Origin of the sequence: Enterobacter sp. SM3 (genome assembly GCF_009811935.2) — a bacterium.
GTDB classification, from domain to species: domain Bacteria; phylum Pseudomonadota; class Gammaproteobacteria; order Enterobacterales; family Enterobacteriaceae; genus Enterobacter; species Enterobacter asburiae_D.
The window spans coordinates 3,578,780-3,604,674 of record NZ_CP099971.1 but is presented as its reverse complement, the minus strand read 5'-3'; the positions used below and the strand labels follow the sequence as shown (position 1 = coordinate 3,604,674).

Below are 25,895 nucleotides of genomic sequence, written 5' to 3'. Positions count from 1 at the left end.
TCAGCAGGGGGGAATAAAAAAGCCGGGGAAATCCCCGGCTTTTTTTACTCTTCAGTTTTCGTCTCTGGTGCGGCAGAGCTTGGCTTACGGCGCTTACCAATATTTTTGGTATCGCGGTGGCGCTGCTTCACGCGCGGTTTCTCTTTTTCTTTCTCTTTTCTCTCAGCACGTTTCGCGAGCGCTTTCTTGGACGGTTTACCCGTCATCTTTTCACTCGGCGCGCGCGTGGTCGGGCGGAGTTCGTCAATAACGCGCGCTTTCAGCGGCTCATCAACATAGCGGCCAATTTTCTGCAGCAGCAGGTAGTCATGCGCTTCGACCAGTGAAATCGCAATCCCTTTGCGGCCCGCGCGGCCGGTACGGCCAATACGGTGCAGGTAGGTATCTCCGCTGCGCGGCATATCGAAGTTAATGACGTGGCTGACGTCCGGGATGTCGATCCCACGTGCGGCAACGTCAGTTGCAACCAGCACGTTAACGCGGCCGTCGGTCAGGCGCTTGATGCCTTCGGTACGCTTGATCTGCGCCATCTCGCCTTCAAGATAGCAGTTGTTGATCCCGGCGTTACGCAGCATTTCAGCCAGCTCGTGCACGCGCTCGCGCTTACGCACAAACACGATGGTGCGCAGAGCATCTTCCTGCTTCAGCAGGTGTTTCAGCAATTCGACCTTGTGCTCGAGGTTGTCCGCGCGGTAGTACCACTGGTGGATCTTCTTACGCTCACGGGTGGACGGCGTCGCCGAGACTTCCACCGGATCTTCCAGCAGGCGCTCTGCGAAGTCTTTGATCGCTTCCCCTTCGAGGGTGGCAGAGAACAGCATCGTCTGGTTACGCCAGCGCGTTTCCCCGGCAATGTGCTCGATATCCTGTGCGAAGCCCATGTCCAGCATGCGGTCGGCTTCGTCGAGGATCAGTGTTTCAACCGCGCGGCAGTCGAAGTTCTCTTCTTTAATGTACTGCAGCAGGCGTCCCGTCGTCGCAACGACGATGTCCTGGTTTTCGCTGAACACTTCGGCGTGGTTCATATACGCAACGCCGCCGGTGATGGTGGCGATATCCAGATGAGTATTTGCCGCGAGTTCACGCGCGTGATCGGCAACCTGCATTGCCAGTTCGCGCGTAGGCGTCAGGATTAAAATACGCGGCGGGCCAGATTTTTTGCGTGGGAAGTCGAGCAGATGCTGCAACACAGGCAGCAAATAGGCTGCTGTCTTCCCCGTGCCGGTTGGCGCAGAACCGAGCACATCGCGGCCCTCAAGCGCAGGCGGAATGGCCGCTGCCTGAATGGCGGTCGGGCGTGTAAAGCCTTTGCTCTCAAGTGCATTGAGCAGGCTTTCATCGAGTTCAAGTTCGGAAAAAGTCGTTACAGTCATGTTCTACCTCTGTGTGGGGCGCTGATTATAGACGTTACGGCTGTAATCTTCATCTGTTTGTATGGATATCGCTTTTCGGCCACTTCGCTTTCCCCTATGCTACTCCAGTTTCACTTAGAAGGTTGCCCTGACATGTCTCAACTCAAAGCGCAGCTGCGCCGCGATGGTTTTACGTTCAAACAATTTTTTGTCGCCCACGATCGCTGTGCCATGAAAGTCGGTACAGACGGTATTTTACTGGGAGCGTGGGCGCCTGTCGCAGGTGTTAAGCGTATTCTTGATATCGGTACCGGCAGCGGGCTGGTAGCGTTGATGCTGGCGCAGCGTACGGAAGAACATGTCACCATTGATGCCGTCGAACTGGATGCGCAGGCCGCAGAGCAGGCGAGTGACAATATGGCCGAATCTCCCTGGGCAGCTCGAATGAAGGTGGAATGCGCAGATGTGCTCGCCTGGGCGCCTGAACAAACCGCGCGTTACGATCTGATCGTCAGCAACCCTCCCTACTACGAGCCCGGCGTTGAGTGCGGCACACCCGAGCGTGAACAGGCGCGTTATACCGGCTCCCTCGATCATAAAGCGCTGCTCACCAGTGCGGCAGAACTCATCTCCGAAGAAGGTTTTTTCTGTGTGGTCCTGCCTGAGAGTACCGGCAACACGTTCATCGGTATCGCGCAGGAGATCGGCTGGACGTTACGTCTGCGTACCGACATTTCGGATACGGAAGGACGGCTGCCGCACCGCGTGCTGCTGGCGCTCTCGCCAAAAGAGGGTGAATGCTTTAATGACCGAATGGTGATCCGTGGGCCAGACCAGCGTTATTCCGAAGATTACACTGCTCTGACCCAGGCGTTTTACCTGTTTATGTAAACCTGCGGGGCGAGTATCGACGGGCCGGACTCAGCAAGCTGATCCGGGTAGTCCAGGGTATAATGCAGCCCGCGGCTCTCTTTCCGCATCATCGCGCAGCGAACAATCAGTTCGGCCACCTGCACCAGATTGCGCAGCTCCAGCAGGTTATTGGATACGCGGAAATTGGCATAATACTCATCAATTTCCTGCTGCAGCATGGTGATGCGGCGCAAGGCGCGTTCCAGACGTTTCGTGGTGCGCACAATCCCCACGTAGTCCCACATAAATAGCCTTAGCTCATGCCAGTTGTGCTGGATCACGACCAGCTCGTCCGGGTTATCCACCCGGCTTTCATCCCAGGCTGGCAGGTGCTCTGTCTCGCGGGCATAAGGCATGCGCTTGGTGATGTCTTCCGCTGCTGACCAGCCGTACACCAGACATTCAAGCAGCGAGTTAGAGGCCATACGGTTCGCGCCGTGAAGTCCGGTATAGCTCACCTCACCGATAGCATACAGACCGTCCACATCGGTACGTCCATGATCGTCAACCATCACGCCACCGCAGGTATAGTGGGCCGCTGGCACAATGGGTACCGGATCGCGCGTTAAATCAATGCCAAGATTGAGCAGCTTTTCGTAAATCATCGGGAAATGCTGGCGAATGAACTCTGCTGGCTTATGGCTGATATCAAGATACATGCAGTCCACGCCAAGACGTTTCATTTCATGATCGATGGCGCGGGCAACGATATCGCGCGGGGCCAGTTCGCCCCGTGCGTCAAAGTCGGGCATAAAGCGGGAGCCGTCAGGGCGTTTCAGATAAGCGCCTTCACCGCGCAGGGCTTCCGTCAGGAGGAAGTTGCGCGCCTGAGGGTGGAACAGGGCGGTTGGGTGAAACTGATTAAACTCGAGGTTCGCCACCCGGCAGCCAGCGCGCCAGGCCATCGCGATACCGTCTCCGGAGGCAATGTCCGGGTTCGTGGTGTACTGATACACCTTGGAGGCGCCGCCCGTCGCCAGTACCACAGCCTTCGCCTGGCAGGTTTCCACCTTCTCTTTATTACGGTTCCAGACCCAGGCGCCCACCACGCGACGCGTGCCGGGCAGGCCAATCTTGTCGGAAATGATCAGGTCAACGGCGTTGCTTCGCTCTAGAACCCGAATATTAGGATGGCTCAGCGCTTTACCGACCAGCGTGGTTTCCACTTCTTTGCCGGTGGCATCCGCTGCGTGCAGGATGCGGCGGTGGCTATGGCCGCCTTCGCGTGTCAGGTGGTAGCTCTCTTCACCGTTGGGTTGAACCTGAGTATCGAATAAGACGCCCTGGTCGATGAGCCACTGAACGCAGTGGCGGGCGTTGCTGGCGACAAACTCTGCGGCGTGCGCATCCACGATCCCGGCCCCGGCAATCAGCGTATCGTCGACATGGGATGCAATGCTGTCTGTTTCATCAAACACGGCGGCAATGCCGCCCTGGGCATAAAACGTGGAACCTTCACTTATCGGTCCTTTACTCAGAACGATAACGTTTTGATGCTCGGCCAGGCGCAGCGCCAGAGAGAGACCGGCAGCGCCGCTGCCGATGATCAGTACATCACAATGGAGTTCAGGTGTTGTGTTCATGATTGTTGTTTAATTTACTAAACAGTGTTGGGTCAGAATAGCACTCGAATGCGATTTATCGCACGTTTTTTTTAGAGGCTGTTGCAATGGCTAAACGCGTAAGCGGAGGTAAACGGAGGGTAAATGAGTGAAATTATTTTGCGAAGCAGATCGTTAGCGTCAGATTTTGTGGTGAAATAAAGCCTGTGTTGCGTTACTCTTCTGGCGGGAAAAAGATGTTTCTTGTCAGAAAGTGGTGCGTATCGTGAACAGACTTATAATGAGAGAAAATGAACGGTCTGCGGCGCGATGAACAAAAACAAAGGCGTTACGGAACTTATTGAAGATCAGACACTCTAATTCGGTGCTTGCTCAAAGTGCGGTATTTTAGAGTGGCGTTTCGATAACGCGTGGAATTTAGGTTTGGGGAGACATTACCTCGGATGAGCGAGCAGTTAACGGACCAGGTCCTGGTTGAACGGGTCCAGAAGGGAGATCAGAAAGCCTTTAACTTACTGGTGGTGCGCTACCAGCATAAGGTGGCGAGCCTGGTTTCCCGCTATGTACCGTCAGGCGATGTGCCTGATGTGGTGCAAGAGTCTTTTATTAAGGCCTATCGCGCGCTGGATTCTTTCCGGGGAGATAGTGCTTTTTATACCTGGCTGTACCGTATTGCGGTCAATACGGCAAAGAATTATCTGGTCGCTCAGGGCCGTCGTCCGCCTTCAAGTGATGTGGACGCAATCGACGCCGAAAACTTCGAAAGTGGCGGCGCATTGAAAGAAATTTCGAACCCTGAGAACTTAATGTTGTCAGAAGAACTGAGACAAATCGTTTTTCGCACGATCGAGTCGCTCCCGGAAGATTTACGCATGGCAATTACGTTACGGGAGCTGGATGGTCTGAGCTATGAAGAGATAGCCGCTATCATGGATTGTCCGGTCGGCACGGTACGTTCACGAATTTTCCGTGCGCGAGAAGCTATTGATAATAAAGTTCAACCGCTTATCAGGCGTTGACGATAGCGGGATACTGGAAAAGGTATTAGGCATGCAGAAAGAAAAACTTTCCGCTTTAATGGATGGTGAAACGGTGGATAGTGAGCTGCTCAACGAGCTGTCTCATTCACCCGAAATGCAAGAGACCTGGGAGAGTTACCATCTCATCCGTGACACCCTTCGCGGTGACACCGGCGAGGTTCTCCATTTCGATATCTCAGCCCGCGTCATGGCGGCGATTGAGAATGAGCCTGTCCATCAGACCACTCCGCTGATTCCTGAAGCTCAACCTGCGCCTCACCAGTGGCAGAAAATGCCGTTCTGGCAAAAGGTGCGTCCGTGGGCCAGCCAGCTTACCCAAATGGGTGTGGCTGCATGCGTATCGCTTGCAGTTATTGTTGGCGTCCAGCACTATAATACTCAGTCTGAAACTAATCAGCAGCCAGAAGCGCCAGTGTTTAACACACTGCCGATGATGGGCAAAGCCAGCCCGGTGAGCCTGGGCGTACCGGCTGATGCTTCCGCCAGCGGCGGTCAGCAGCAGCAGGTTCAGGAGCAGCGCCGTCGCATTAATGCGATGTTGCAGGATTACGAGTTGCAGCGTCGTCTGCACTCTGAACAGCTTCAGTTTGAGCAGGCCCAGACACAGCAAGCTGCTGTGCAGGTGCCCGGAAACCAAACTTTAGGAACGCAATCGCAGTAATGAAGCAACTTTGGTTCGCCATGTCTCTGATGGCGGGTAGCCTGTTCTTCTCTGCCAACGCCTCGGCTGATGTATCATCCGGGGCGTTGTTGCAGCAAATGAATCTGGCTAGCCAGTCACTCAATTACGAGTTGGCATTTATCAGCATCAATAAGCAGGGCGTGGAGTCGTTACGCTATCGTCATGCCCGTCTTGATAACCAGCCGCTCGCCCAGCTTCTACAGATGGATGGTCCGCGTCGGGAAGTTGTCCAGCGTGGCAACGAAATCAGCTATTTCGAGCCAGGCCTGGAACCTTTCACGTTGAATGGCGACTATATCGTTGATTCTCTGCCGTCACTCATTTACACCGACTTCAAACGGCTTGCCCCTTACTACGATTTTATTTCGGTAGGGCGTACCCGCATCGCGGACAGACTGTGCGAGGTGATTCGCGTTGTTGCCCGGGACGGAACACGCTACAGCTATATCGTCTGGATTGACGCCGAAACCAAACTCCCCATGCGTGTTGACCTCCTCGATCGTGACGGCGAAACGCTGGAACAGTTCCGGGTTATCTCCTTCAGCGTGAACAATCAGGTTGGTAACAGCATGCAGAACCTGGCGAAGGCCAGCCTGCCGCCGCTGCTTTCTGTTCCTGCCGGGGATTCCGTTAAGTTCAACTGGGTACCTGCCTGGATCCCGCAAGGGTTTAGCGAAGTGTCCAGCAGCCGTCGTCAGCTGCCAACGATTGAAACGCCGGTGGAATCGCGCCTCTATTCCGACGGCTTGTTCAGCTTCTCGGTGAATATCAATCGCGCAACGGCAAACAGCGCCGAACAAATGCTGCGTACCGGGCGCCGTACGGTGAGTACAACGGTCCGCGATAACGCAGAGATCACCATTGTGGGAGAACTTCCTCCGCAAACGGCGAAGCGCATCTCCGACAGCATTAAATTCAGGGCCGCACAATGATCAAAGAGTGGGCGACGGTTGTCTCATGGCAGAACGGCATCGCGCTGGTGAGCTGCGATGTAAAAGCCTCATGTAATAGCTGCGCATCCCGCGCCGGCTGCGGTAGCCGCGTGCTGAATAAGCTCGGGCCGCAAACATCGCACACGATTTCTGTGCCAAGCGAACAGCCGCTGATGGCGGGGCAAAAGGTAGAGCTGGGTATCGCGGAAGGCAGTCTGCTCAGTTCCGCCATGCTGGTGTATCTCTCTCCGCTGGTCGGGCTGTTTATCATGGGCGGCCTGTTTCAGATGCTGTTTGGTACCGATGTGGCCGCCATGTGCGGTGCCGCATTGGGTGGCATAGGGGGATTCTGGCTTGCCAAAGGTCTCTCTCCGACGCTCGCCGCGCGCGAGGAGTGGCAGCCTGTCATTCTCAGCGTTGGGCTTGCGCCAGACCAGCTTCGTGTTGAAACGCTCTCTTCTGAGGCCCGGTGATCCATAGGGCTTTATCATTTTTTACACCCTAAAACAGAAAACGTCCTTTCTTCACGCTATACCTGTCTCTAAGTGCATTTCCAGGTAGCGAGGATGTAGTGTAGAATGCTGCGTTTTCGCACTGAAAAACGTCAGGCTAAGAACAGCGGCCTCCAGGAATTCGTAAGGCATAATTATTTAACTATATGAAGAACATACGTAACTTTTCGATCATTGCTCACATTGACCACGGTAAGTCGACGCTGTCTGACCGTATTATCCAGATTTGCGGTGGCCTGTCTGATCGTGAAATGGAAGCCCAGGTTCTGGACTCCATGGACCTGGAACGCGAACGCGGTATCACCATTAAAGCGCAGAGCGTTACGCTTGATTACAAAGCGGCTGATGGTGAAACCTATCAACTGAACTTTATCGACACCCCAGGCCACGTTGACTTCTCCTATGAGGTTTCACGCTCGCTCGCGGCCTGTGAAGGCGCGCTGCTGGTGGTGGATGCCGGGCAGGGCGTTGAAGCCCAGACCCTGGCAAACTGCTACACCGCGATGGAAATGGATCTCGAAGTTGTGCCGGTTCTGAACAAGATAGACCTGCCAGCCGCCGATCCTGAGCGCGTAGCGGAAGAGATTGAAGATATTGTCGGCATTGACGCGACCGACGCCGTGCGCTGCTCCGCGAAAACCGGTGTGGGCGTGACCGACGTGCTGGAACGCTTGGTACGTGACATTCCGGCCCCGGAAGGCGATCCGGATGCGCCACTGCAGGCGCTGATTATCGACTCCTGGTTCGATAACTATCTGGGCGTTGTCTCACTGGTGCGTATTAAAAACGGCACCATGCGTAAAGGCGACAAAATCAAGGTAATGAGTACCGGACAGGTCTACAACGCCGACCGTCTGGGTATCTTCACACCAAAACAGGTTGACCGTACCGAGCTGACGTGCGGCGAGGTAGGCTGGCTGGTCTGCGCCATTAAAGACATCCTCGGCGCGCCGGTGGGCGATACCCTGACCGGTGCGCGTAACCCGGCAGATAAAGCGCTGCCAGGCTTTAAAAAGGTCAAACCGCAGGTTTACGCGGGTCTGTTCCCGGTCAGCTCTGACGACTATGAAAACTTCCGCGACGCGCTCGGTAAACTGAGCCTGAACGATGCTTCCCTGTTCTACGAGCCAGAAAGCTCAACGGCGCTGGGCTTCGGCTTCCGCTGCGGCTTCCTTGGTCTGCTGCACATGGAGATCATTCAGGAGCGTCTGGAGCGTGAATACGATCTGGATCTGATCACCACGGCACCGACTGTAGTCTATGAAGTTGAAACCACCTCGAAAGAAGTGATCTACGTCGACAGCCCGTCCAAGCTGCCGCCGCTGAACAACATTCAAGAACTGCGTGAGCCAATTGCAGAGTGTCACATGCTGCTGCCGCAGGAATTCCTGGGTAACGTCATTACGCTGTGTATTGAGAAGCGTGGCGTGCAGACCAACATGGTTTACCACGGTAACCAGGTGGCGCTGACCTATGAAATCCCGATGGCGGAAGTGGTTCTCGACTTCTTTGACCGACTGAAGTCCACTTCCCGTGGCTATGCGTCACTGGATTACAACTTCAAACGCTTCCAGGCCTCCAACATGGTGCGTGTGGACGTGCTGATCAACGGCGAGCGCGTGGATGCGCTGGCGCTGATCACCCACAACGACAATGCGCCGTACCGTGGCCGCGAGCTGGTTGAGAAGATGAAAGATCTGATCCCGCGTCAGCAGTTCGATATCGCGATTCAGGCGGCCATTGGCAACCACATTATCGCGCGTTCAACCGTGAAACAGCTGCGTAAAAACGTTCTGGCCAAGTGCTATGGCGGTGACGTCAGCCGTAAGAAAAAGCTGCTGCAGAAGCAGAAAGAAGGTAAGAAGCGTATGAAGCAGGTCGGTAACGTCGAGCTGCCGCAGGAAGCATTCCTTGCCATCCTTCATGTTGGTAAAGACGGCAAATAACCCTAAGGAGTTGGCATGGCGAACATGTTTGCCCTGATCCTGGTCATTGCTACCCTGGTGACAGGTCTGCTGTGGTGTCTGGATAAGTTTATCTTCGCCCCAAAACGTCGTGAACGTCAGGCTGCCGCACAGGCAGCCACTGGCGATGGGATTGACGCGAAAACCCTGAAGAAAGTCGGCCCGAAACCGGGCTGGCTGGAAACGGGTGCCTCGGTATTTCCGGTGCTGGCGATTGTGCTGGTGGTACGTTCGTTTATTTACGAGCCGTTCCAAATCCCATCAGGTTCAATGATGCCAACGCTGCTGATTGGTGATTTTATTCTGGTAGAGAAGTTTGCCTACGGCATTAAAGATCCTATCTACCAGAAAACGCTGATCGAAACCGGTCACCCGAAACGCGGCGATATCGTGGTGTTCAAATATCCGGAAGATCCGCGCCTGGACTACATCAAGCGTGCGGTAGGTCTGCCGGGTGATAAAGTCACTTACGATCCGGTTGCGAAAGAAGTTACCGTTCAGCCGGGCTGCAGCTCCGGTACTGCATGTGAAAACGCGCTGCCAATCACCTACTCAAACGTTGAGCCAAGTGATTTTGTGCAGACCTTCGCCCGTCGTAACGGCGGCGAAGCGACCAGCGGATTCTTCCAGGTACCGAAAGGTGAAACCAAAGAGGACGGCATCCGTCTGGTTGAGCGCAAAGAGACGCTGGGCGATGTGACGCACCGAATCCTCACCGTGCCAATCGCGCAGGATCAGCTGGGTATGTACTATCGCCAGCCGGGTCAGCAGCTGGCGAGCTGGATTGTACCGCCAGGACATTACTTCATGATGGGTGACAACCGCGATAACTCTGCGGACAGCCGTTACTGGGGCTTTGTGCCGGAAGCGAATCTGGTCGGTAAAGCCACCGCCATCTGGATGAGTTTTGAGAAGCAGGAAGGCGAATGGCCGACCGGCGTACGCCTGAATCGTATTGGCGGAATCCATTAATTCTCAATAAATGAACGCGTAGCCGCTTTAATTAGCGGCTACGTGAATTATTTCCACGATAAATCTCTTCGAACTAACGACATCCCCTGTCGTTGTGTATAGAATATTCCCCCGAAGTTTAAGGTTGGCCCTGCAAGGGTGCCACGGCACACGAAACCGCGTTGGTTTTCTCAGGTCGGTTTCGTGTGCTGCATTTTTGACGCATTCATTTATTGGTATCGCATGAACCCCATCGTAATTAATCGGCTTCAACGGAAGCTGGGCTACACTTTTCATCATCAGGAGTTGTTGCAACAGGCATTAACCCACCGCAGTGCCAGCAGCAAACATAATGAGCGTCTCGAGTTTTTAGGCGACTCTATTTTAAGTTTCGTGATTGCGAATGCGCTTTATCACCGTTTCCCGCGCGTGGATGAAGGGGATATGAGCCGCATGCGTGCCACGCTGGTTCGGGGTAATACCCTTGCGGAAATCGCGCGCGAATTTGAGCTGGGCGAATGTCTGCGTCTTGGACCGGGTGAACTGAAAAGCGGCGGCTTCCGTCGTGAATCTATTCTTGCCGATACGGTCGAAGCATTAATTGGTGGTGTGTTCCTGGACAGCGATATCCAGACCGTAGAAAAGCTGATCCTGAACTGGTATCAGACCCGTCTGGACGAAATCAGTCCGGGCGATAAACAAAAAGATCCGAAAACGCGTCTGCAGGAATATTTGCAGGGTCGTCATCTGCCGCTGCCGTCTTATCTGGTGGTGCAGGTACGTGGCGAAGCGCACGATCAGGAATTTACCATCCATTGCCAGGTCAGTGGCCTGAGTGAACCGGTGGTGGGCACAGGTTCAAGCCGTCGTAAGGCTGAACAGGCTGCCGCCGAACAGGCGTTAAAAATGCTGGAGCTGGAATGAGCATCGACAAAACCTATTGCGGATTTATTGCCATCGTCGGACGTCCGAACGTTGGCAAATCCACCCTGCTGAATAATCTGCTCGGGCAGAAGATTTCTATCACCTCGCGTAAGGCGCAGACCACGCGTCACCGCATCGTCGGCATCCATACTGAAGGCGCGTATCAGGCGATCTACGTCGATACCCCAGGCCTGCATATGGAAGAGAAGCGCGCCATCAACCGTCTGATGAACAAGGCGGCGAGCAGCTCCATTGGCGACGTAGAGCTGGTGATTTTCGTTGTTGAAGGCACCCGCTGGACGCCGGACGACGAGATGGTGCTGAACAAGCTGCGTGACGGCAAAACGCCGGTCATCCTCGCGGTCAACAAAGTTGATAACGTGCAGGAAAAGGCCGACCTGCTGCCGCATCTGCAGTGGCTCGGTAGCCAGATGAACTTCCTCGACATCGTGCCGCTGTCTGCTGAGACCGGCCTGAACGTGGATACTATCGCGGGCATCGTGCGTAAGCATCTGCCGGAAGCGATTCATCACTTCCCGGAAGACTACATCACCGATCGCTCTCAGCGCTTTATGGCGTCTGAAATCATCCGTGAAAAGCTGATGCGTTTCCTGGGCGCTGAACTGCCGTACTCTGTGACGGTGGAGATCGAGCGTTTCCAGACCAACGAACGCGGGGGCTACGACATCAACGGCCTGATCCTCGTTGAGCGCGAAGGGCAGAAGAAGATGGTGATCGGCAACAAAGGGGCCAAGATTAAAACCATCGGTATTGAAGCCCGTAAGGACATGATGGAGATGTTCGAAGCGCCGGTTCACCTCGAACTGTGGGTGAAAGTGAAATCTGGCTGGGCCGATGATGAGCGTGCTCTGCGCAGCCTCGGTTACGGCGAAGACCAGTAACTTAAGACGACGAGCATATGGATGGATGGCAGCGCGCCTTTGTCCTGCATAGTCGTCCCTGGAGCGAAACCAGCCTCATGCTGGACGTCTTCACGGAAGAGTCGGGCCGCGTGCGCCTTGTTGCGAAAGGCGCACGTTCCAAACGTTCTAACCTGAAAGGTGCCCTACAGCCTTTCACGCCGCTTCTGGTTCGCTTTGGTGGGCGAGGGGAAGTGAAAACCCTGCGCAGTGCTGAAGCCGTCTCCCTGGCGCTTCCTCTTTCTGGCATCACGCTCTACAGCGGTCTGTATGTCAACGAACTCATCTCACGGGTTCTTGAACATGAGACTCGCTTCTCTGAACTTTTCTTCGATTATCTGCACTGTATCCAGGCGCTTGCTGGCGCAACCGGCACGCCCGAACCCGCCTTGCGTCGTTTTGAGCTGGCGCTGCTGGGGCATCTCGGGTACGGCGTCGATTTTCTGCACTGTGCGGGCAGCGGGGACGAGGTAGAAGACACCATGACCTACCGCTACCGTGAAGAAAAAGGCTTCATTGCCAGTATCGTGATTGACAACAGCACCTTTACCGGGCGCCAGCTCCGGGCGCTGTATGAGCGCGAGTTTCCCGATCTGGACACCCTGCGCGCAGCAAAACGCTTTACCCGGATTGCCCTCAAGCCGTATCTTGGCGGCAAGCCCTTAAAGAGCCGCGAATTATTCAGGCAGTTTGTGCCGAAACGTTAGACCACAGAATCGAAAAGAAAACCGAGGATTGTCATGGCTGAATTACTGTTAGGCGTCAACATCGATCATATCGCCACGCTGCGTAATGCGCGCGGCACGGCGTATCCCGATCCGGTTCAGGCGGCGTTTATCGCTGAACAGGCTGGCGCTGACGGCATTACCGTTCACCTGCGTGAAGACCGTCGCCACATTACTGACCGCGACGTGCGCATTCTGCGTCAGACGCTGGACACCCGTATGAATCTGGAGATGGCGGTCACCGAAGAGATGCTGACCATTGCCTGCGAGACCCAGCCGCATTTCTGCTGCCTGGTGCCGGAAAAACGCCAGGAAGTGACCACCGAAGGCGGTCTGGACGTGGCCGGTCAGCTCGACAAAATGCGCGATGCCTGCAAACGTCTGGCGGATGCCGGTATCCTGGTTTCTCTGTTTATCGACGCCGATTTCGCTCAGATTAAAGCGGCGGCCGACGTGGGTGCACCGTATATCGAAATCCACACCGGCTGCTATGCCGATGCCAAAAATGATGCCGAACAGGCCAAAGAGCTGGAGCGTATCGCCAAAGCGGCCACGTATGCCTCAAGCCTGGGTCTGAAGGTTAACGCCGGTCATGGCCTGACCTACCACAACGTGAAGGCCATTGCCGCTCTGCCGGAAATGCACGAGCTGAACATCGGCCACGCCATCATTGGCCGCGCGGTGATGAGCGGTCTGAAAGAAGCGGTCTCAGAGATGAAACGCCTGATGCAGGAAGCGCGTCAGTAATGGCCATTCTGGGCTTAGGCACCGATATCGTTGAAATAGCCCGCATTGAAGCGGTGATCGCCCGTAGCGGCGATCGCCTCGCAAGACGCGTGCTGAGCGATAACGAGTGGGCCATCTGGGAAGCGCATCAGCAGCCGGTGCGCTTTCTGGCAAAGCGCTTTGCGGTAAAAGAGGCGGCGGCCAAAGCCTTCGGGACCGGCATTCGTAACGGCCTGGCGTTTAACCAGTTCGAAGTGTTTAACGATGAGCTGGGCAAACCGAGCCTGCGTCTGTGGGGAGAAGCGCAGAAGCTGGCGGAAAAGCTGGGGGTGAATCACATGCACGTGACGATCGCGGATGAACGCCACTATGCCAGCGCGACGGTGATCATCGAAAGTTAAAGCTTGTCCGCGTGGTGCATCAGGACAAACTTATCCCACAGCTGCTCTTCGTTCTCGACGTGGGCCGGATCCTTCAGGATGGTATTTGGGATCGGGCACACCTTCTGGCAGGTCGGCGTTTCATAGTGGCCGATGCATTCCGTGCAGCGGTCGCTGTTAATCTCATAAATGCTGTCGCCCATCGAAATCGCCTGGTTTGGGCATTCGGGCTCGCACATATCGCAATTAATGCATTTTTTGGTAATTAACAGCGCCATCAGGAAATTCTCAGAAACAACACAAACTGGGCGGGCATTATACGCGTCAAACCAGTTTCTTTACCAGTTCTTCGCTGTGGCGAATGCGTTCGGGCGCGCGCTCGAGATCCTGCTGCACCAGCGCCATAAACAGCAGGTCCGTCAGCATCATTTGCGCGCTGGTGGACGAGATAGCCGCGCTGCGCGTGGCCTGCTCTTCGGCAATGGTATATAAACAGCGTGTGGCCCGCTGCTGCAGGGCATTCGGGGTAAAACCGGTGATCGCCAGAATTTTACCGCCGACGCGCAGGGCTTCATCGGTGGCCATATTGATTTCACGGCGCTCGCCGGAGTAGGAGATAGCCAGCAGCAGATCGTCAGGATCCATCGCCTGTACGGTCGCCAGCAGGGCGTGCATATCCTGCTCGACGATGGCGTTAAGCCCAATTTTCGTCAGCTTCCAGCCGAAGTTACGCGCCACAAGTCCGGACGCGCCGATGCCGGTCAGGATGATGCGCCGCGCGCCGCGCAGCATCGCCACGCTCTCCAGCAGCTTCTCTTCCGTATTCACGTCGAGCGTCGCATGCATGGCCGCCACGTTCTCTTTGATCAGCTTTTCGCCGACCAGCCGCATCGGGTCATCGCCGCGGATCTGATTATGCACCGGCATGGACTGCGGATTGGGGTTGCTCACCAGCGCTTCGCTGATCGCCAGCTTGAGGGCGGGGAACCCCTTAAAGCCAATCTTCTGCGCAAATTTCACCACGCTGGACTGGCTCACGCCGGCTTCACTCGCCAGCTGTTGCGAGCTGAGATGGCGCGCGTGGTCAGGTTGAGAAAGCAGAAAATCCGCCAGCTTCTTGTCGCTTTGGGCAAAGCCTGCGTAGCGCTGGCGAATGCGAATTAAACAGTTCATACGGTCTCCTGGCGAAAATGTGATTATCTGCGCAAATACGAATTTTGCTCGCCTGAATGAATTTTATATTCCATTATAGTGTGATTATTATGAATTAAAAATTCTTGAGGTACAAAAATGAATCTTGGCTCACTTGTTTCTGAAACGCGTAACCCGCAAACCATGGATCTGGACGCGCTCTCCACCCTGGAGCTGGTTAACCGCTTTAATCAACAGGATACGCTGGTCGCGCAGGCAGTGAAAGAGACATTACCCGAGGTGGCGAAAGCTGTCGATGCGGCGGCGGAAGCCCTCAAGGCCGGCGGCCGTATTATCTACATGGGGGCGGGCACCAGCGGGCGTCTTGGGGTGCTGGATGCGTCAGAATGTCCGCCAACTTTTGGGGTTCCGCACGGTCTGGTCGTTGGGTTGATTGCCGGTGGACCCGGCGCGCTGCTAAAAGCCGTTGAAGGGGCGGAAGATAACAAACAGCTGGGTGAGGATGATCTGAAGGGTCTGAATCTGACCGCGAAGGATCTAGTGGTCGGGCTGGCGGCATCCGGGCGCACGCCGTACGTCATTGGCGGCCTGGAATACGCCAACCAGACCGGCTGCACGACGGTGGCCATCTCCTGTAATCCGGGCTCCCCGATTGCGCAGGTGGCGGCTATCGCTATCTCTCCGGTTGTCGGGCCGGAAGCGCTCACCGGCTCCACGCGCCTGAAATCCGGGACCGCGCAAAAGCTGGTGCTCAATATGATCTCCACCGGCGCGATGGTGAAGTTCGGCAAGGTGTATCAGAACCTGATGGTGGATATGCAGGCCACCAACGTCAAGCTGGTGGACAGAGCCTGCCGCATGGTGATGGAGGCGACAGGTGCAGGCCGTGAAGAGGCAGAAGCGGTACTCAAGCAAACCGATCACGATGTTAAACCGGCCATTTTGATGATCTTAAGCGGGCTGGATGCGGCGACCGCGAGAGCCAAACTCGCTGCGCATAACGGCTTCTTACGGGCGGCATTAGAAAACTAACAGAGGCGTCTATGGACAAAACAGCAGCGCTCGCCAGCGATATCCTGCAGGGAATTGGTGGGGAAAAAAATATTCAGCGTCTCGAAAACTGCATGACGCGCGTGCGCGTCGAGGTGCATAACGACGATCAGCTTGACGTGCCGCGCCTGAAGCAACTCTCCGGCGTCAGCGGCTACGTGAAGCAGGGGCAGCAGCATCAGCTGATTGTCGGGCCGGGGAAAGCGGCGCAGGTTGTCGATGCCATGCGCGCGCTGATGGGCGTTAGCGCGAGCGCGTCGATGGACGATGCGGAGCGCACCAAAGCGCAGGCAAAGGCCAAATACAAAGCCCCCATGAGCGATGCGCTGCGTCAGCTGGCAAACGTCTTCATTCCGCTGATCCCGGCGTTTATTGCCTCAGGCCTGATCACCGGGATTATCAATATCCTCAAGCGACCGGATATTGTGGGGGATTTCGCCACGCAGTATCCGAACCTGCTGGGGATTCTCGGGATCTTCGGCAGCGCTGTTTTCGCCATCATGAACATTCTGGTCGGGGTGAATACCGCGAAGGTGTTTGGCGGATCGCTGGCGATGGGCGGGGTAATGGCAGGCATCTTGTCCAGCCCGCAGCTGGCGCAGATAACGCTGTTTGGCGAGGCGCTCCAGCCCGGGCGCGGCGGGGTGATTGCCGTGCTGCTGGTGGTCATCCTGATGAGCTGGATCGAGAAAAGGCTGCGCGCGATCCTGCCTGGCTCGATCGAGCTGATCCTCAACCCGCTGCTGACCACGTTAATTACCGGTAGCGTAGCGATTGTGGCCCTCCAGCCGTTAGGCGGGTGGATCTCTGAAGCCATCGCTCACGGTGCGTCTCTGGCTATTGACCGAGGCGGGCTGCTGGTTGGCGCTGTGCTTTCCGGTACCTTCCTGCCGCTGGTGCTGACCGGCCTGCACCAGGGGCTGGTGCCGATCCACGTCGAGCTGGTGCAGTCGCACGGCTATAACGCGCTGCTGCCTATCCTGTCGATGGCGGGCGTGGGGCAGGTCGGCGCGGCGATTGCCGTACTGATGAAAACCCGCAACGCGCGTCTGAAAAAAATGATTAAAGGCGCACTCCCGGTCGGGCTGCTCGGCATCGGCGAGCCGCTGATTTTCGGCGTTACGCTGCCGCTGGGTAAACCGTTCCTCGCCGCCTGTCTGGGCGGCGCGGTGGGCGGGGCGCTCATTAGCTACTGGAAAGTCGCTACCGTTATCACCTTTGGGCTTTCCGGTTTACCGCTGGCATTAACCATCGTGACCGGAAAAGTGATGCTCTATCTGTTAGGCTATTTAGTAGCGGTGATCGCCGGGTTCCTGTTTACCTGGCTGTTAGGTTTCAACGACCCAGAGGAGTAAGGTTTGGCAAATCACGCGCGTCGCGTTGTCTTTTTCGACCTGGATGGAACGCTGCATCAGCAGGATATGTTTGGTACGTTTATGCGTTACCTGCTGCGGCGTCAGCCTTTGAATGCGCTGCTCGTGCTACCGCTCTTACCGGTTATCGGTATCGCGCTGCTGGTGAAAGGCCGTGCGGCGCGATGGCCGATGAGTCTGCTGCTGTGGGGATGTACCTTTGGGCACAGCGAAGCGCGGCTCAAACAGCTCGAAAAGGATTTTGCGCACTGGTTCCGCGGCCACGTCGCCGCCTTTCCGGTTGTGCAGGCGCGGCTCACCAGCTACCTGGACGCGAACGATGCCGACATCTGGCTGATTACCGGCTCCCCGCAGACGCTAGTGGAGCAGGTCTATTTTGATACCCCCTGGCTTCCGCGCGTGAATCTTATTGCCACGCAAATTGCCCGCGGCTACGGCGGCTGGGTGCTGACCCTGCGCTGCCTGGGGCATGAAAAAGTGGTCCAGCTGGAGAAACGCATCGGGACGCCGCTGCGCCTGTACAGCGGCTACAGCGACAGCAAGCAGGACAACCCGCTGCTCTATTTTTGCCAGCACCGCTGGCGCGTCACGCCATCAGGTGAACTCCAGCAACTCGAATAGTTTTATCCATAACGGGCGTGTATAATGCCGCCCGCTTTTCGACTGGAGTATCAGCCTTTGTCCAACCCTGAATACAATCATGAATACTGGATGCGCCATGCGCTGACGCTGGCTCAACGCGCCTGGGAAGAGGGCGAAGTGCCCGTGGGCGCGGTGCTGGTTCATAACAACCAGGTGATTGGCGAAGGGTGGAACCGTCCTATTGGACGCCACGATCCTACTGCGCATGCCGAAATCATGGCGCTTCGCCAGGGCGGTCTGGTGCTGCAAAACTATCGTCTGCTTGATACCACGCTGTATGTGACGCTGGAGCCGTGCGTGATGTGCTCCGGCGCGATGGTGCACAGCCGGATCGGGACTCTGGTCTTCGGCGCGCGGGATGAAAAAACCGGTGCGGCCGGTTCGCTGATGGACGTGCTGGGTCACCCGGGGATGAACCACCAGGTGAAGACTATCGGTGGGGTGCTTGCACCAGAGTGTTCGGGGCTATTAAGCGATTTCTTTCGAATGCGCCGTCAGCAGAAAAAGCAGCAAAAGGCAGAATTGAAGCTGTCGGACGATTAAGCTCGTCCGGCGCCACGACCGGGTAACTTTGAGCCAGCTGTTTGGCCTCCGTCGCCTCTTTCTCTTTCTCCAGCAGATACCCGACCAGGCTAATCTGATATTTACGGATATTTTCCACGTAGGCGTAGGCTTCATGCCCGCGCGCGTAGCCGTATGTCAGCTTGTTATACCATGGCTTCTGGCTCAGCAGCGGCAGGCGCTGCTTAACGTCTGACCAGCTGTCCGGGTTACCTTTCGTTTTGGCCGTCAACGCTCGCGCATCAAGCATATGCGCGTAGCCCATATTGTAGGCCGCCAGCGCAAACCAGATCCGCTCTTCTTCCGGCACCGTTTCCGGTACTTTGGCCATCATATCCTGCAGATAGCGCGCGCCGCCGCTGATGCTCTGTTCAGCATCGGTACGGTCATTCACGCCCAGGCTCAGCGCGGTATTTTTGGTTAACATCATCAAACCGCGTACGCCCGTGGGCGACGTGGCCTGCGTGTCCCAGTGGGATTCCTGATACGAAATAGCCGCCAGCAGCTTCCAGTCAATCTCCTGGGCGTATTTTTCGAACAGCGGCTGCAGGTCCGGCAGGACGCTGTCTACCGCGCGCAGGAAGCTGCGGGTGTCAACGTAGTCAAAGTCATCGCCGTGCCCGAGGTACTTCTCCTCCAGACGCGCCAGGGTACCGTCTTCATTGATGGTGTTGAAGAAATCGAGCATCGCGGCAGAGAAGGTCTGATCGCCATCAAGCTGGCTAAACCAGGTCACGGGCTGCTCGTCGGTGACGTCCAGCGCCACGGCGATTTCAGGATGCACCCGCTGGAACAGACTGATCGCAACCGAATCGGCGATGGTGTAGGGCACCTTCTGGTCTTTTACCTGCTCCAGCAACTCCGTCGTGCCGAGTTTCGGATCCACCGTCCAGCTCAGGTCGGGATATTTCTTCTCCTTGAGCTCACGCAGATCGTCAATCACCACGTGGCCGGGCGCAATCGTCAGCTGCCGATCGTTAATCGAGGCCAGCGAGCGCGGGCGCAGGCTCCCGACGCGGTAAACCAGCTGCTGCGAAACGGAGTAGTAGGTCGGGCCTGGCTGGTAGTTCTTGCTGCGCTCGCTGTTATACACCAGCCCGGCGGCAAGCATATCGGCATCGTCGTTATCGAGGTCGTCAAAGAGCTCGTTGATATTCTGGCGGACGGTAATTTTAAGCTTCACGCCAAGATAATCGGCGAACTGTTGTGCCAGCTCGTAATCCAGGCCAATGATTTTGCCGTTGATGTCGCTGTAAATCAGCGGAGAGTTGAGGGTACTGACGCGCAATTCCCCCCGCTCCTGAATGGCGGCGATACGGTTTTCGGCTTTGCCGAACCAGGGGATGGAAGGCCAGAGGGCCACTGCCAGCAGCAACGTTACAATGCCGATGAGCAGATAATTAATCTTTAATTTTTTCAATTAGTTAATTCTCTGCGACGCCGGTTGCCTCAGTCTGCTGTAGCCATGTTAATCATAAGGTTTGCCATTGAATGAGCGGCATTTTGCGTAAACTTGCGCCACTTGGCAACCAATTAGAGAGACAGGTCACATCTATTGTTAAATCTCTGTGCAAATTTTATTTCGACGCAAACGGTTTCGTCGGCGCTCAGGATTCTCTATAATGACGCCCGTTTTCCCCCCTTGCGCACACTGTAAGCGCCCCGGCGCTTCGAAGACGAGAGACTTATGATGGAAATTCTGCGTGGTTCGCCTGCACTGTCTGCCTTCCGTATCACTAAACTGCTGGCACGTTTTCAGGCGGCCGACCTTCCGGTAAGCAATATTTACGCTGAGTATGTCCATTTTGCTGACCTGAATGCCCCCCTGAATGCAGAGGAGCGCGTACAGCTGGAACGCCTGCTCAAGTATGGTCCAAGCCTGAGCAGCCATACGCCAACCGGCAAACTGATCCTTGCGACGCCTCGTCCGGGCACCATCTCCCCCTGGTCTTCCAAAGCCACCGACATCGCCCATAACTGTGGCCTGAACCAGATTAACCGTCTGGAACGCGGCGTGGCGTACTACGTGGAAGCCTCTACCCTGAGCGACGCGCAGTGGCAGGCGGTTGCGGCTGAACTGCACGATCGCATGATGGAGAGCGTATTTGCCTCTCTCGATGACGCGCAGAAGCTTTTCTCTCACCATCAGCCTGCGCCGGTACAGAGCGTAGACCTGCTGGGGCAGGGCCGTCAGGCGCTGATTGACGCCAACCTGCGTCTCGGCCTGGCGCTGGCAGAAGACGAAATCGACTACCTGCAGGATGCGTTTGTTAAGCTCAACCGTAACCCGAACGACATCGAACTTTACATGTTCGCGCAGGCGAACTCTGAGCACTGCCGCCACAAGATTTTCAACGCCGACTGGATTATTGACGGCGAACAGCAGCCGAAGTCGCTGTTCAAAATGATCAAAAACACCATGGAGCAAACCCCTGACCACGTGCTGTCTGCCTATAAGGACAACGCCGCGGTAATGGAAGGTTCCGAGGTGGGCCGCTTCTTCGCCGATCGCGAAGCAGGGCGCTATGACTTCCATCAGGAGCCTGCGCATATCCTGATGAAAGTGGAAACCCACAACCACCCGACGGCGATCTCCCCGTGGCCGGGGGCGGCGACCGGCTCCGGCGGTGAAATCCGTGACGAAGGTGCGACCGGTCGTGGCGCTAAACCTAAAGCGGGTCTGGTCGGTTTCTCCGTCTCCAACCTGCGTATCCCGGGCTTTGAACAGCCGTGGGAAGAAGATTTCGGCAAGCCGGAGCGCATCGTGACCGCCCTGGATATCATGACCGAAGGCCCGCTGGGCGGCGCGGCGTTTAACAACGAGTTTGGTCGTCCGGCGCTGAACGGTTACTTCCGTACCTATGAAGAGAAAGTGGACAGCCACAACGGCGAAGAGCTGCGCGGCTACCACAAGCCGATCATGCTGGCGGGCGGGATCGGCAACATCCGTGCCGATCACGTGCAGAAAGGCGAGATCGTCGTCGGCGCGAAGCTGATCGTGCTCGGCGGCCCGGCGATGAACATCGGTCTGGGCGGCGGAGCGGCCTCTTCTATGGCCTCCGGCCAGTCTGACGCGGATCTCGACTTCGCCTCCGTGCAGCGTGACAACCCAGAAATGGAGCGCCGCTGCCAGGAAGTGATCGACCGCTGCTGGCAGCTGGGCGATGCCAACCCGATCCTCTTCATCCACGACGTGGGTGCGGGCGGTCTGTCCAACGCCATGCCGGAGCTGGTGAGCGACGGCGGCCGCGGCGGGCGTTTCAACCTGCGCGATATCCTGAGCGATGAGCCGGGCATGAGCCCGCTGGAAATCTGGTGTAACGAATCCCAGGAGCGCTACGTGCTGGCGGTTGCTGCGGATCAGCTGCCGCTGTTTGACGAGCTGTGCCGCCGCGAGCGTGCGCCGTATGCCGTCATCGGTGAAGCGACCGAAGAGCAGCACCTTTCCTTAAGCGACACTCACTTTGACAACCAGCCGATCGATCTGCCGCTGGACGTTCTGCTCGGTAAAACGCCGAAGATGACCCGCGACGTAACCACCCGCAAAGCGGCGGGCAAAGCGCTGGATCGCCAGGGCATCACCGTGGCAGAAGCGGTTAACCGCGTGCTGCACCTGCCTGCCGTGGCGGAGAAAACCTTCCTCGTGACCATCGGCGACCGCACCGTGACCGGTATGGTATCGCGCGACCAGATGGTCGGCCCTTGGCAGATCCCGGTCGCTAACTGCGCCGTGACCACCGCGAGCCTCGACAGCTACTACGGCGAAGCGATGGCTCTCGGCGAACGCACCCCGGTGGCGCTGCTGGACTTCGCGGCCTCTGCCCGTCTGGCAGTGGGTGAAGCGCTGACCAACATCGCTGCGACGCAGATTGGCGATATCAAACGTATCAAGCTCTCCGCAAACTGGATGGCCGCAGCCGGTCACCCTGGCGAAGATGCTGGCCTGTATGAAGCCGTGAAAGCGGTGGGCGAGGAGCTGTGTCCTGCCCTCGGCCTGACCATTCCGGTGGGCAAAGACTCCATGTCGATGAAAACCCGCTGGCAGGAAGGCAGCGAGCAGCGCGAGATGACCTCTCCGCTGTCGCTGGTGATCACCGCGTTTGCCCGCGTGGAAGACGTGCGTCACACCGTTACGCCGCAACTGGCGACCGAAGACAACGCCCTGCTGCTGATTGACCTGGGTAAAGGCCACAACGCGCTGGGTGCCACCGCGCTGGCGCAGGTTTACCGCCAGCTCGGCGACAAGCCAGCCGACGTTCGCGACGTTGCCCAGCTGAAAGGCTTCTACGACGCGATTCAGGCGCTGGTGGCGCAGCGTAAGCTGCTGGCCTACCACGACCGTTCCGACGGCGGCCTGCTGGTGACGCTGGCAGAGATGGCCTTCACCGGCCACTGCGGCGTGGAAGCGAACATTGCCACGCTTGGCGAAGACCGTCTGGCGGCGCTGTTCAATGAAGAGCTGGGTGCCGTGATTCAGGTGCGTGCGGCGGATCGCGACGCGGTTGAAGCCATTCTGGCGACGCACGGTCTGGCGGACTGCGTGCACTATCTGGGGAAAGCCGTTCAGGGCGACCGCTTCGTCATTGAAGCAGACGGTCACGCCGTGTTCAGCGAAAGCCGCACCACGCTGCGCATGTGGTGGGCGGAAACCACCTGGCAGATGCAGCGCCTGCGTGATAACCCGGAATGTGCCGATCAGGAGCATAACGCGAAAGCGAATGACCAGGATCCAGGCCTGAACGTGAAGCTCTCCTTCGACATCAACGAAGACATTGCCGCGCCGTACATTGCGACCGGCGCGCGTCCGAAAGTGGCGGTGCTGCGCGAGCAGGGCGTTAACTCCCACGTTGAGATGGCGGCTGCCTTCCACCGCGCGGGCTTTGACGCCATCGACGTCCACATGAGCGACCTGCTGGCGGGCCGTACCGGTCTGGAAGATTTCCAGGCGCTGGTGGCGTGCGGCGGCTTCTCCTACGGCGACGTGCTGGGCGCGGGCGAAGGCTGGGCGAAGTCCATCCTGTTCAACAGCCGCGTGCGTGACGAGTTCGAAACCTTCTTCCACCGTCCGCAGACCCTGGCGCTGGGCGTGTGTAACGGCTGTCAGATGATGTCTAACCTGCGCGAGCTGATCCCGGGCAGCGAAGCCTGGCCGCGCTTTGTGCGCAACCAGTCCGACCGCTTCGAAGCGCGCTTCAGCCTGGTGGAAGTGACCCAAAGCCCGTCTCTGCTGCTGCAGGGGATGGTCGGTTCACAGATGCCAATCGCCGTTTCCCACGGTGAAGGTCAGGTAGAAGTGCGTGATGCTGCGCACCTGGCTCAGCTGGAGAGCAAAGGCCTGGTGGCGCTGCGCTTTGTCGATAACTTCGGCAAGGTGACAGAAACCTACCCGGCTAACCCGAACGGCTCCGCCAACGGTATTACGGCAGTGACCAGCGAAAGCGGTCGCGCGACCATCATGATGCCGCACCCGGAACGCGTGTTCCGTACCGTGAGCAACTCCTGGCACCCGGAAAACTGGGGCGAGGACAGCCCGTGGATGCGTATCTTCCGCAACGCGCGTAAGCAGCTGGGTTAAGTTTTAACGCAGTACCTGTAGGCCCGGTAAGCGCGAGCGCCACCGGGCTTTTTTGTATCTGTCGCAAAATCGCGACAAATAATATATGCAGATGTCTCCAAAAGGAGACATTTAAATCATTGATTTATATATGGTGGTATGGGTTCCCGTTAAGGTGTTGCTTAACAGCGACACTTAGCCTGGAAATCATTCAACCGATAACTAACCGGTTAAACGGCTAAAAATCATATATTTCAATGTGTTAATATTTTGTTTTGCATTCTGGCACGGGTGTTGCATAATATTAACCAGTGGCTCATTCACCTTCTTATGTCAGCCCCTTCGGGACGCGCTACATAAACTTCGAATGACGCACAAAAAGGTGCCTGCCGTCCAACTACTGATCATAGCGATGCTTTATCAGGCCAGGGCGAAACGTCGAGTTAGGCACCGCCTCATTCCATGACAAAGCCGGGTTTTTACCCGGCTTTGTTGTATTTGAAGGGCAGACTCAGTTACGCTCTGCGTAAACCCCCATTAAGAGAGTAATGCGTTGAAACGCTGGCCCGTTTTCCCCCGCTCCCTGCGGCAGCTCGTCATGATGGCCTTCCTGCTGATCCTGCTGCCGCTGCTGATCCTTGCCTGGCAGGCGTGGCAAAGCCTGAACGCGCTGAGCGCGCAGGCGGCTTTGACCAACCGCACGACGCTCATCGACGCCAGACGCAGTGAAGCGATGACCAACGCCGCGCTGGAGATGGAGCGCAGCTATCGTCAGTATTGTGTGCTTGACGATCGGACGCTGGAAAAGGTTTATCAGAGTCAGCGTAAACGCTACAGCGAAATGCTGGACGCTCACGCGGGGGTTTTGCCTGACGACAAGCTCTATCAGGCGTTACGTCAGGATTTGAACGATCTGGCGCAGCTGCAGTGCAGCAACAGCGGCCCGGATGCCGCCGCCGCCGCGCGTCTTGAAGCTTTTGCCAGCGCCAACACCGAGATGGTGCAGTCAACGCGCACGGTGATTTTCTCTCGCGGCCAGCAGCTCCAGCAGGAGATTGCCGAGCGTGGCCAGTTCTTCGGCTGGCAGGCGCTGGTGCTGTTCCTGGTGAGTCTTGGGCTGGTACTGCTCTTTACCCGCATGATCATCGGCCCGGTGAAGGGCATTCAGCGTATGATCAACCGCCTGGGGGAGGGGAAATCGCTCGGGGATACGGTCGCTTTTAAAGGCCCGCGCGAGCTGCGATCCGTCGGCCAGCGCATTATCTGGCTGTCCGAGCGCCTGGCGTGGCTCGAATCTCAGCGTCATCAGTTTCTGCGCCATATCTCTCATGAGCTTAAAACGCCGCTGGCCAGCATGCGTGAAGGAACGGAGCTGCTGGCGGACGAAGTGGCCGGGCCCCTTACGCCAGAACAGAAAGAAATTGTCGAGATCCTGGATAACAGCAGCCGCAATCTGCAAAAGCTGATTGAGCAACTGCTGGACTACAACCGCAAGCTGGCAGACGGGGCGGTCGTACTGGAAAACGTTGAGATTGAGCCGCTGGTGGATATGGTGATCTCCGCCCATAGCTTGCCAGCAAGAGCTAAAATGATGCATACCGGCGTCGAGCTGAATGCGCCTGCGTGCCTGGCTGAGCCCATGCTGCTGATGAGCGTTCTGGATAATCTTTACTCCAATGCGGTGCACTATGGTACTGAATCCGGTAACATTTATATCCGAAGTAATACGAATGGTTCACGGGTGTTTATTGACGTCGCAAACACCGGCACCCCGATCCCCGATGACGAAAAAATCATGATCTTCGAACCCTTTTTCCAGGGGAGTCATCAGCGGAAAGGCGCGGTTAAAGGAAGCGGGCTGGGCTTGAGCATCGCCCGGGACTGCATTCGACGCATGCAGGGTGAGCTAAACATTGCCGCGGACGAACGTTCAGATGTTTGCTTCCGTATCGAACTGCCCCTGAGCCGGAAAAATCAATAA

Annotated in this window: 24 protein-coding genes; 19 read left to right on the top strand and 5 right to left on the bottom strand. The window is 56.8% G+C overall.

The genetic code is table 11. The features are described 5' to 3' along the window. Nucleotides 1–44: 44 nt before the first annotated feature. Nucleotides 45–1,373: an ATP-dependent RNA helicase SrmB gene (gene srmB, locus GVO84_RS16820; RefSeq protein WP_023308854.1), complete on the bottom strand. Its 1,329-nt coding sequence runs from the start codon at nucleotides 1,371–1,373 to the stop codon at nucleotides 45–47. Nucleotides 1,374–1,505: 132 nt separating this feature from the next. On the opposite strand from srmB, the gene trmN reads away from it, so the two are divergent. Next, nucleotides 1,506–2,243: a tRNA(1)(Val) (adenine(37)-N(6))-methyltransferase TrmN gene (gene trmN / locus GVO84_RS16815; protein WP_023344703.1), complete on the top strand. Its 738-nt coding sequence runs from the start codon at nucleotides 1,506–1,508 to the stop codon at nucleotides 2,241–2,243. On the opposite strand, the gene nadB is transcribed toward trmN, so the two are convergent. Next, nucleotides 2,228–3,847, bottom strand: coding sequence for an L-aspartate oxidase (gene nadB, locus GVO84_RS16810; protein ID WP_159514708.1), 1,620 nt, complete (start codon nucleotides 3,845–3,847; stop codon nucleotides 2,228–2,230). The genes trmN and nadB overlap by 16 nt on opposite strands. Nucleotides 3,848–4,210: 363 nt before the next feature. On the opposite strand from nadB, the gene rseD reads away from it, so the two are divergent. The 12 genes from rseD to acpS all read left to right on the top strand — a co-directional run bounded on the left by rseD (nucleotide 4,211) and on the right by acpS (nucleotide 13,603). Next, a complete protein-coding gene (gene rseD, locus GVO84_RS16805; protein WP_229255512.1) occupies nucleotides 4,211–4,273 on the top strand; it encodes a rpoE leader peptide RseD in 63 nt (20 codons plus the stop codon). Next, on the top strand, nucleotides 4,270–4,845 hold the full coding sequence (rpoE, locus tag GVO84_RS16800; protein WP_006176728.1) for an RNA polymerase sigma factor RpoE: 576 nt from the start codon (nucleotides 4,270–4,272) through the stop codon (nucleotides 4,843–4,845). Before rseD ends, rpoE begins: the two co-directional genes overlap by 4 nt. A gap of 31 nt (nucleotides 4,846–4,876) precedes the next feature. Further along, the gene (gene rseA / locus GVO84_RS16795; protein ID WP_008502186.1) at nucleotides 4,877–5,527 is read left to right on the top strand and encodes an anti-sigma-E factor RseA; all 651 of its coding nucleotides are present in this window, start codon (nucleotides 4,877–4,879) and stop codon (nucleotides 5,525–5,527) included. After that, entirely contained in the window at nucleotides 5,527–6,480 is a 954-nt protein-coding gene (gene rseB, locus GVO84_RS16790) for a sigma-E factor regulatory protein RseB (RefSeq protein ID WP_121425087.1), read from the top strand. Before rseA ends, rseB begins: the two co-directional genes overlap by 1 nt. Continuing rightward, the gene (gene rseC, locus GVO84_RS16785; RefSeq protein WP_121425088.1) at nucleotides 6,477–6,953 is read left to right on the top strand and encodes a SoxR-reducing system protein RseC; all 477 of its coding nucleotides are present in this window, start codon (nucleotides 6,477–6,479) and stop codon (nucleotides 6,951–6,953) included. Before rseB ends, rseC begins: the two co-directional genes overlap by 4 nt. Nucleotides 6,954–7,138: 185 nt before the next feature. Then, the gene (gene lepA, locus GVO84_RS16780) at nucleotides 7,139–8,938 is read left to right on the top strand and encodes a translation elongation factor 4 (protein WP_024908619.1); all 1,800 of its coding nucleotides are present in this window, start codon (nucleotides 7,139–7,141) and stop codon (nucleotides 8,936–8,938) included. Nucleotides 8,939–8,953: 15 nt separating this feature from the next. Then, nucleotides 8,954–9,928 carry a signal peptidase I gene (lepB, locus tag GVO84_RS16775; RefSeq protein ID WP_023308848.1) on the top strand — a complete coding sequence of 325 codons (975 nt, stop codon included), beginning with the start codon at nucleotides 8,954–8,956 and terminating at the stop codon, nucleotides 9,926–9,928. Between the two features lie 222 nt (nucleotides 9,929–10,150). After that, on the top strand, nucleotides 10,151–10,831 hold the full coding sequence (gene rnc, locus GVO84_RS16770; RefSeq protein ID WP_003860711.1) for a ribonuclease III: 681 nt from the start codon (nucleotides 10,151–10,153) through the stop codon (nucleotides 10,829–10,831). Next, complete coding sequence (gene era, locus GVO84_RS16765; RefSeq protein WP_042715851.1) at nucleotides 10,828–11,733, top strand: GTPase Era; 906 nt, start codon at nucleotides 10,828–10,830, stop codon at nucleotides 11,731–11,733. The genes rnc and era overlap by 4 nt, the downstream gene beginning before the upstream one ends. 17 nt (nucleotides 11,734–11,750) lie before the next feature. Continuing rightward, on the top strand, nucleotides 11,751–12,458 hold the full coding sequence (gene recO / locus GVO84_RS16760; RefSeq protein ID WP_159514707.1) for a DNA repair protein RecO: 708 nt from the start codon (nucleotides 11,751–11,753) through the stop codon (nucleotides 12,456–12,458). 33 nt (nucleotides 12,459–12,491) lie between these two features. Next, nucleotides 12,492–13,223, top strand: coding sequence for a pyridoxine 5'-phosphate synthase (pdxJ, locus tag GVO84_RS16755; RefSeq protein ID WP_159514706.1), 732 nt, complete (start codon nucleotides 12,492–12,494; stop codon nucleotides 13,221–13,223). Continuing rightward, entirely contained in the window at nucleotides 13,223–13,603 is a 381-nt protein-coding gene (acpS, locus tag GVO84_RS16750; protein WP_023294331.1) for a holo-ACP synthase, read from the top strand. The genes pdxJ and acpS overlap by 1 nt, the downstream gene beginning before the upstream one ends. Here the strand turns inward: acpS and GVO84_RS16745 are convergent. Then, on the bottom strand, nucleotides 13,600–13,860 hold the full coding sequence (locus GVO84_RS16745) for a YfhL family 4Fe-4S dicluster ferredoxin (protein WP_010434061.1): 261 nt from the start codon (nucleotides 13,858–13,860) through the stop codon (nucleotides 13,600–13,602). The genes acpS and GVO84_RS16745 overlap by 4 nt on opposite strands. Nucleotides 13,861–13,906: 46 nt before the next feature. Then, a complete protein-coding gene (locus tag GVO84_RS16740) occupies nucleotides 13,907–14,755 on the bottom strand; it encodes a MurR/RpiR family transcriptional regulator (protein ID WP_023308844.1) in 849 nt (282 codons plus the stop codon). A gap of 117 nt (nucleotides 14,756–14,872) precedes the next feature. On the opposite strand from GVO84_RS16740, the gene murQ reads away from it, so the two are divergent. The 4 genes from murQ to tadA are packed head-to-tail and all read left to right on the top strand — an operon-like array spanning nucleotide 14,873 to nucleotide 18,342. After that, a complete protein-coding gene (murQ, locus tag GVO84_RS16735; RefSeq protein WP_032659486.1) occupies nucleotides 14,873–15,766 on the top strand; it encodes an N-acetylmuramic acid 6-phosphate etherase in 894 nt (297 codons plus the stop codon). Nucleotides 15,767–15,777: 11 nt separating this feature from the next. Continuing rightward, nucleotides 15,778–17,139 (top strand): PTS transporter subunit EIIC, encoded by a 1,362-nt coding sequence (locus GVO84_RS16730; RefSeq protein WP_121425130.1) that lies wholly within the window; start codon nucleotides 15,778–15,780, stop codon nucleotides 17,137–17,139. A gap of 3 nt (nucleotides 17,140–17,142) precedes the next feature. Next, the gene (yfhb, locus tag GVO84_RS16725) at nucleotides 17,143–17,778 is read left to right on the top strand and encodes a phosphatidylglycerophosphatase C (RefSeq protein ID WP_039263757.1); all 636 of its coding nucleotides are present in this window, start codon (nucleotides 17,143–17,145) and stop codon (nucleotides 17,776–17,778) included. Between the two features lie 24 nt (nucleotides 17,779–17,802). Next, a complete protein-coding gene (gene tadA, locus GVO84_RS16720; RefSeq protein ID WP_032659480.1) occupies nucleotides 17,803–18,342 on the top strand; it encodes a tRNA adenosine(34) deaminase TadA in 540 nt (179 codons plus the stop codon). Here the strand turns inward: tadA and mltF are convergent. After that, nucleotides 18,230–19,780 (bottom strand): membrane-bound lytic murein transglycosylase MltF, encoded by a 1,551-nt coding sequence (gene mltF, locus GVO84_RS16715; protein ID WP_159514705.1) that lies wholly within the window; start codon nucleotides 19,778–19,780, stop codon nucleotides 18,230–18,232. The genes tadA and mltF overlap by 113 nt on opposite strands. A gap of 267 nt (nucleotides 19,781–20,047) precedes the next feature. On the opposite strand from mltF, the gene purL reads away from it, so the two are divergent. Both purL and qseE read left to right on the top strand, forming a co-directional pair. Continuing rightward, on the top strand, nucleotides 20,048–23,935 hold the full coding sequence (gene purL, locus GVO84_RS16710; protein WP_159514704.1) for a phosphoribosylformylglycinamidine synthase: 3,888 nt from the start codon (nucleotides 20,048–20,050) through the stop codon (nucleotides 23,933–23,935). Nucleotides 23,936–24,467: 532 nt separating this feature from the next. Further along, nucleotides 24,468–25,895, top strand: coding sequence for a two component system sensor histidine kinase QseE/GlrK (gene qseE / locus GVO84_RS16705; RefSeq protein ID WP_121425134.1), 1,428 nt, complete (start codon nucleotides 24,468–24,470; stop codon nucleotides 25,893–25,895).